The following is a 5,595-nucleotide window of genomic DNA, read 5'->3' as shown; positions in this document are numbered from 1 at the left end:
TAATAGATTACTTTAAGCATTCTTGCTCAAAGCAATCTTGCAGCTAAATTATAAAAAACTTTCCAACACCGAATTTAAAAACACATGCCCCTGTTTAGTACATGAGATGCGGTTTAAATCGTTAATCAATAAATTCTTTTCACGCAATTGGTTCAATGTTTTATTCAGGTCATTTAGATCAAGTCCTGTACACTGTCCATAAAGTTCGGCATTAACTCCATCATTTAAACGCAATGCATTCATCATAAATTCAAAAGGCAATTCATCGGCTTCAATCTTTTTCATCTGGAGATGATCCGCAGGAACCTTGGCTAAATAATCCCTAGGCAAACGGGTTTTCTGAAAACGATAAATTCCATCTGGACGGGTGACCTTAGCATGTGCCCCCGCTCCGATTGCCAAATAATCGCCAAACTGCCAATAGTTCAGGTTGTGCGCTGATGCCTGTTCTTTACGCCATGCGGAAACCTCATAATTGATAAAGCCCTGTGCCTTTAAATAAGCTTCGCCCTGCTCCTGTATCTGCTCCAACAGTTCATCCTGCGGAAGCACAGGTTGGGTACGGAAGAAAACGGTATTCGGCTCAATGGTCAACTGATACCAACTGATATGGGTTGCGCCTTGCTCTACCGCAAGTTTGAGGTCAGTTAAAGCCTGTTCAAGGGTTTGTTGCGGTAAACCATGCATTAAATCCACATTAACACGCTCAAAGCCTGCCTGCCGCGCCTGCTGAATGGCACTGAGCGCATTATCGGCAGAATGAATCCTTCCCAAACGCTGTAAATGTTCCGTATTAAAACTTTGCACACCAATCGACAATCGGTTAATGCCCGCGGCAAGATAATCTGCAAAAGGATCATGCTCAACCGTTCCTGGGTTGGCTTCCAAAGTAATTTCGCAATCAGGTTCAAAGTCCAGACGAGCCCTGAGCCGTTCAAATAACCATGTGTAGCCCTGTGCAGAAATCAGCGATGGTGTCCCCCCCCCAATAAAAACGCTATGGATAGAGCGCCCTTGTGCCATTTCCAGCTGAGTTTCAAAGTCAGCCACCAATGCCGCCAGATACTGCTGTTCCAAATCTGTAGACAATTGACCATCAGGTACAGCATGTGAGTTAAAGTCACAGTATGGGCACTTGCGCACACACCAAGGCATATGGATATAAAGTGAAAGTGGAATAAGGGCTGGATTTAATGCACTCAAAATATAAGCTCAATAACAGAACTTAATTATTTTAACATGACTCGACTAATCAACGGCTCATCATCTATGTTATGTATGAGAATTACCAAGAATAATGAATGATATAAATATGATCAAACTCTCAAGCCAGTTACTTTTTATCATTCCCCTCGCTTTGGGAATTGGTATTGCAATGGCCTTTCAAACTGCAATAAATACCCAGCTTAAAACATATTTACATTCGCCCATACAGGCCGCTTTTATTTCATTTTTGTTTGGTACAATTATTCTTGCGGTTATGGTCTATTTCCAGGGCGCAGCAAAGCCAAGTTTAAGTGAACTCTTACACATTCCGTGGTTCTTGTGGCTGGGTGGGATACTTGGGGTTTATGCAATTAGTACGAGCATCTATACTGCACCTAAACTTGGCTTCTTAACATTTACGGGTTTGGTCATTTTCGGACAGCTTGTCATTTCCATGTTACTGGATCATTTTGGCTGGTTAGGGACAGAGAAAACCCCTATCAACTGGCAGCGCCTACTGGGCGGTATTGTCATTTTCCTTGGTGTTTTACTGACTTTACAACGCTGATTTTTCACAATTTTAAAGAGTATTTTTTGTGCCCCACACCCACACTGCACGGTTTGAACTTAAGCAACTGTTTCACCTGATGTTACCCATCCTGATTACACAGTTCGCCCAAGCGGGTTTAGGCTTGATTGACACGATTATGGCAGGCCACTTATCCGCAGCCGACCTTGCCGCAATCGCGATTGGTGTGGGCCTGTGGATTCCAATTATGCTGCTGTTTGCAGGCATCATGATTGCCACCACCCCACTGGTTGCGGAAGCACGGGGCGCAAAAACCCCTGAGAAAATCCCAACCATTGCACGCCAGTCCTTATGGGTTGCCGCAATTCTTGGAGTGGTTGCCATGTTGATCTTACAGGGTATGCCGTTCTTTTTACCCCTGTTTGGTGTGCCTGAAAGCTTACTCCCCAAAGCCAGCCTGTTCCTGCATGCCATTGGTTTTGGCATGCCCGCAGTAATGATGTACGCCGCCCTGCGCAGTTATTCCGAGGCATTGGGACATCCCCGTCCTGTTACAGCAATTAGCCTGCTTGCATTATTGGCGCTGATTCCCCTGAACCTTATTTTCATGTATGGATTTGGTCCTATTCCAGCATTGGGAAGCGCAGGCTGTGGCTTTGCCACGGCCATCTTGCAATGGCTGATGTTCATCACTTTAGCCATCTATATTTCCAGAGCTCAGGCTTACAAACAGGCACCGATCTTTACCCAATGGGAAAAACTGGACCTAGGCTGGACAAAACGGATTTTAAAGCTGGGCTTTCCGATTGGTCTGGCGGTTTTCTTTGAGGTGAGTATCTTTAGTACGGGTGCGATTGTCCTCAGTCCATTAGGTGAAAATGCAATTGCAGCGCACCAGATCGCCATTTCAGTCACGTCACAACTGTTTATGATTCCGCTATCGTTAGCGATAGCTTTAACCATTCGGGTTGGCATGTATTATGGCGAAAAAAACTGGCTCGCCATGCGTCAGGTACAAAAAGTCGGGTTGATCAGTGCGACCATCTTTGCCGCCTGTACCATGGCCCTGATTGCCTTGGCCCGTCCCTATATCGTGGCGATTTATACCAATGATGTACACATCATGCCGATTGCCATGTACCTGCTCTGGTTCGCAATCGCATATCAATTGGTGGATGGCTGGCAGGTCAGTGCGGCAGGCTGTCTACGTGGCATGCAGGATACACAGGCTCCGATGTGGATTACCCTGATGGCGTATTGGGTGGTGGCTTTTCCAATTGGCTTGTACTTGGCCCGCTATACCATTTGGGGCGTGGCGGGTGTTTGGCTGGGCCTGATCATTGGCTTAACCATTGCCTGTGTCCTGTTGATTGGTCGTTTATATTTGAATAATAAACGTTTAATGCAACTGACAAGCTCAAATCCATAAGCAACAGCTCCTATTCAGTTACTATGATAAGGCTAGCGTGGATACTGCCCTCATGATAGTAAACCCCAACAAGATGGAGTGATTGATTCATAAGACTTACACGACTTAACATTTTCATCTAGGCAATTTAAGTTTTGTCGCCTATGATCAAGGTATCGCTTAAAATCAGATCACAGAGGTCCAACCATCATGGCAAAGCATGCAAGTTCTCCCAGTAAACGCTTTCTAAAACTGGCGGGCATGACTGCAAGCATCGCCAGCAAAAGCGTTGCCAATTCCATTCGTAACCTGACTGCAGATGAAGAACAAAAAAATGCGGCGCGTAGCCAGCTTTTTCAGGAAATCGGTTTACAGATTGCTGATACACTTGGAGAAATGAAAGGCGCAGTGATGAAAGTCGGACAGATCGCCTCACAATACAAAGACATTTTCCCACCTGAAGTCGCCAATGCGATCTCAAAACTACAACGCCAAGCCCCAGCCATGCCTTTTGCTGAAATCAAGCAGCAGGTCGAAAAAGAACTGGGTAAGCCACTGAATGAGATTTTTACCTCATTTGAGCCAGAGCCTTTTGCGGCAGCCTCAATTGGTCAGGTACATCGTGCAGTACTTCCTGATGGTCAGGCGGTTGTGGTGAAAGTGCAATATCCTGGCGTTGACCAAGCCTGTGAAAGTGACTTAAAGCAGGTCCGTCTTGCCCTGCGTTTAATGGGTGTTTTAAAGATTGATAAAAAATTACAGGATCAGTTGTTTCAAGAGATTCAGGATAGCCTTTCCGCAGAATTAAACTACGAAATTGAGGCGCAGAATCTGGAAGTATTTAAGACTTTCCATGAACAGCTTGATGATCAAGTAATTATTCCAACCGTGTATAAACAATATTCTTCGCGAAGGGTACTCACGCTAAGTCTGGAACAGGGCGAATCCATTGAAACCGCAAGCACATGGTCGGTTGAAACCCGCAACCAGATTGGCCGCCGCCTGATCCGTGCCCTCGGACAGGAAATGTTCTTCCTGAAACGCTTCCATTGTGACCCACATCCAGGCAATTTTGCTTTTCGGGAAGATGGCAGTGTCATCATCTACGACTATGGCAGTGTCAAAACCCTTTCACCAGAACTGATTCAGCACTTCAAGGCACTGGTCAATGCTGCACGTCAGGAGGATATTGCCCAGGTTGAAGATTTACTGGTTGAACTGCATTCAATTGCTGAAAAACAGAAATTCCCAAGTGAGCTGTACGTGCAGTGGATAGAGGTGCTGTTGCGTCCATTGAACACACATTATGACTTTGCCGAAAACTCATCCCATCACGATGGCATGCGTCTGGTGAAAAAATCATTGAAATACTGGGATGTGTTTAAGCCATCTCCAGATACATTAATGGTCAACCGTACCATTTCAGGACATTATTGGAACCTGATTCATCTAAAAGTCCATGATAATTTAAATGATCTTTTTGAAGAATTAGTGCCAAGTTAATAACAGTATCGGCTTTAAAAATGGAGATAAATCTCCAAAATACATTATAAAGTTAAATTGGAAATTTAAGTAATGAATATACATGATTTACGAGAAGCACAAGTCCGACATGAAAATAGAAAAGAAGAAATCCTCAACTCTAGAAAGGAACTATATCAACTTCGCTCGAAGTTTATAAAATATTTCAACCGTAACAAAATTTTCAAGATGGAAATAGATGACTATGTTATAGGTGTCCATTCACATAAGAATAATTCAAACCTTATAAACAACTTTTGTTATGGACTTGAAAGGCAATTGGACGGACTAGGAAGAACTCTTGGTGCAACCGCATTTAAATTCGGTGTTTATTATGGTCAGGTGGAATCAGACAAAACAGATAAATACCGTTTCGTCAAAAAATTTGGTACTACGCATCAAGAAGCATTTCAGAATGTCAAAACAGCACTCATAGAATTAATAAATTCAGGGGAAAATGAAAAGATTGAAGAAATTGTAGAAAATCCACTTTCACCAATGTTTAAAGGAAAAATTCTCAGCACTTACTTTCCCGATAGATATCTCAATATTTTTTCCGATAAACATCTTAATTTTTTTATATCACAATTCGATCTAGACACAGTTGATCTAATTAATAAAGACCCTGTATATAAAAGAGAGGCTCTATTTAATTTCAAAAATCAAGACCCAGTTATGCAAAATTGGTCAATGGATATGTTTGTGACCTTTCTATACACAGAATATCCGATAAAACCTGTAAAAGAGAATCAGCAGAACATAACACATGATGGAGACCCATTAGCAGGTTATAGAACTCCAAACTTTCCGCCCAATCAATCACCAACTTTTATCGACTTGGAAATATTGTCACCTACTCCAACAAAAACAGTAAAATCTAACCATAGCTCTAAAATAAATTATGAAAAACAACTCTGTACACGACAAATTT

5 protein-coding genes are annotated in these 5,595 nt (G+C 42.9%); 4 read left to right on the top strand and 1 reads right to left on the bottom strand.

Annotated features, from left to right (window positions below; genetic code table 11):
• Positions 1–48: 48 nt before the first annotated feature.
• Complete coding sequence (hemW, locus tag B4H32_RS00190; RefSeq protein WP_004680613.1) at positions 49–1,203, bottom strand: radical SAM family heme chaperone HemW; 1,155 nt, start codon at positions 1,201–1,203, stop codon at positions 49–51.
• A gap of 109 nt (positions 1,204–1,312) precedes the next feature.
• On the opposite strand from hemW, the gene B4H32_RS00185 reads away from it, so the two are divergent.
• The 4 genes from B4H32_RS00185 to B4H32_RS00170 all read left to right on the top strand — a co-directional run.
• Complete coding sequence (locus B4H32_RS00185) at positions 1,313–1,774, top strand: DMT family transporter (protein ID WP_004674497.1); 462 nt, start codon at positions 1,313–1,315, stop codon at positions 1,772–1,774.
• Between the two features lie 28 nt (positions 1,775–1,802).
• Positions 1,803–3,164: an MATE family efflux transporter gene (locus B4H32_RS00180; RefSeq protein ID WP_286799005.1), complete on the top strand. Its 1,362-nt coding sequence runs from the start codon at positions 1,803–1,805 to the stop codon at positions 3,162–3,164.
• A gap of 189 nt (positions 3,165–3,353) precedes the next feature.
• Positions 3,354–4,646: an ABC1 kinase family protein gene (locus B4H32_RS00175; protein WP_004680619.1), complete on the top strand. Its 1,293-nt coding sequence runs from the start codon at positions 3,354–3,356 to the stop codon at positions 4,644–4,646.
• A gap of 72 nt (positions 4,647–4,718) precedes the next feature.
• On the top strand, positions 4,719–5,595 hold an 877-nt coding region (locus tag B4H32_RS00170; protein WP_286798999.1), incomplete at its 3' end, for a hypothetical protein.

The organism is Acinetobacter sp. UBA2063 (assembly GCF_002333245.1).
In the GTDB taxonomy this organism is placed as follows: Bacteria; Pseudomonadota; Gammaproteobacteria; order Pseudomonadales; family Moraxellaceae; genus Acinetobacter; species Acinetobacter parvus.
Note: the sequence above shows the minus strand (reverse complement) of the source record. Positions and strands in the feature narration are given on the sequence as shown.